A 712-nucleotide genomic window follows, 5' to 3' on the forward strand; every position below is an offset into this window, starting at 1 on the left:
GAGTGGCCCGTTGGTGGCGGGGGAGGCCGTCACCATCGGCCACCCCATCCCCGGCACCCACGAATGGGTCCTCGACCAACACCTACAACCCGTACCCACCGGCGTAGCAGGCGAACTCTACATCGCCGGACCACTCCTCGCCCGCGGATACCACCACCACCCAGCCCTCACCGCCGAACGCTTCATCGCCTGCCCCTGGCTACCCGGCACCCGCATGTACCGCACCGGCGACCTCGTCCGCTGGCAACCCGACCACACCCTCCAACACCTCGGCCGCACCGACTTCCAAGTCAAAATCCACGGCCAACGCATCGAACTCGGCGAAATCGACACCACCCTCACCACCCACCCCACCGTCGACTACGCCACCACCATCGGCCACCACGACACCAACGGAAACCACACCCTCATCTCCTACGTCGTCCCCACACCCCACCACACCATCGACACCACCACCCTCACCCAACACCTCACCACCCAACTACCCACCTACATGATCCCCACCACGATCATCCCCCTCGACCACATCCCCCTCACCCCCACCGGAAAACTCGACCGCACCGCACTACCCACACCACCACCCACCGACCACAAACCCTACCGACCACCACGAACACCCCTCGAACACACCATCACCCAAGCATTCACCGACATACTCCACACCAACACCATCGGACTCGACGACTCCTTCTTCACCCTCGGCGGCGACAGC

The 712-nt window shown here is 64.3% G+C and carries 1 protein-coding gene; it reads left to right on the forward strand.

All coding sequences use genetic code 11. The features are described 5' to 3' along the window. Positions 1 to 712: AMP-binding enzyme (locus ACL03I_RS39445; RefSeq protein WP_412808664.1), on the forward strand; the 712-nt coding region annotated here is incomplete at both ends.

Source organism: Nocardia sichangensis (assembly GCF_047200615.1).
Lineage (GTDB): Bacteria > Actinomycetota > Actinomycetes > Mycobacteriales > Mycobacteriaceae > Nocardia > Nocardia sichangensis.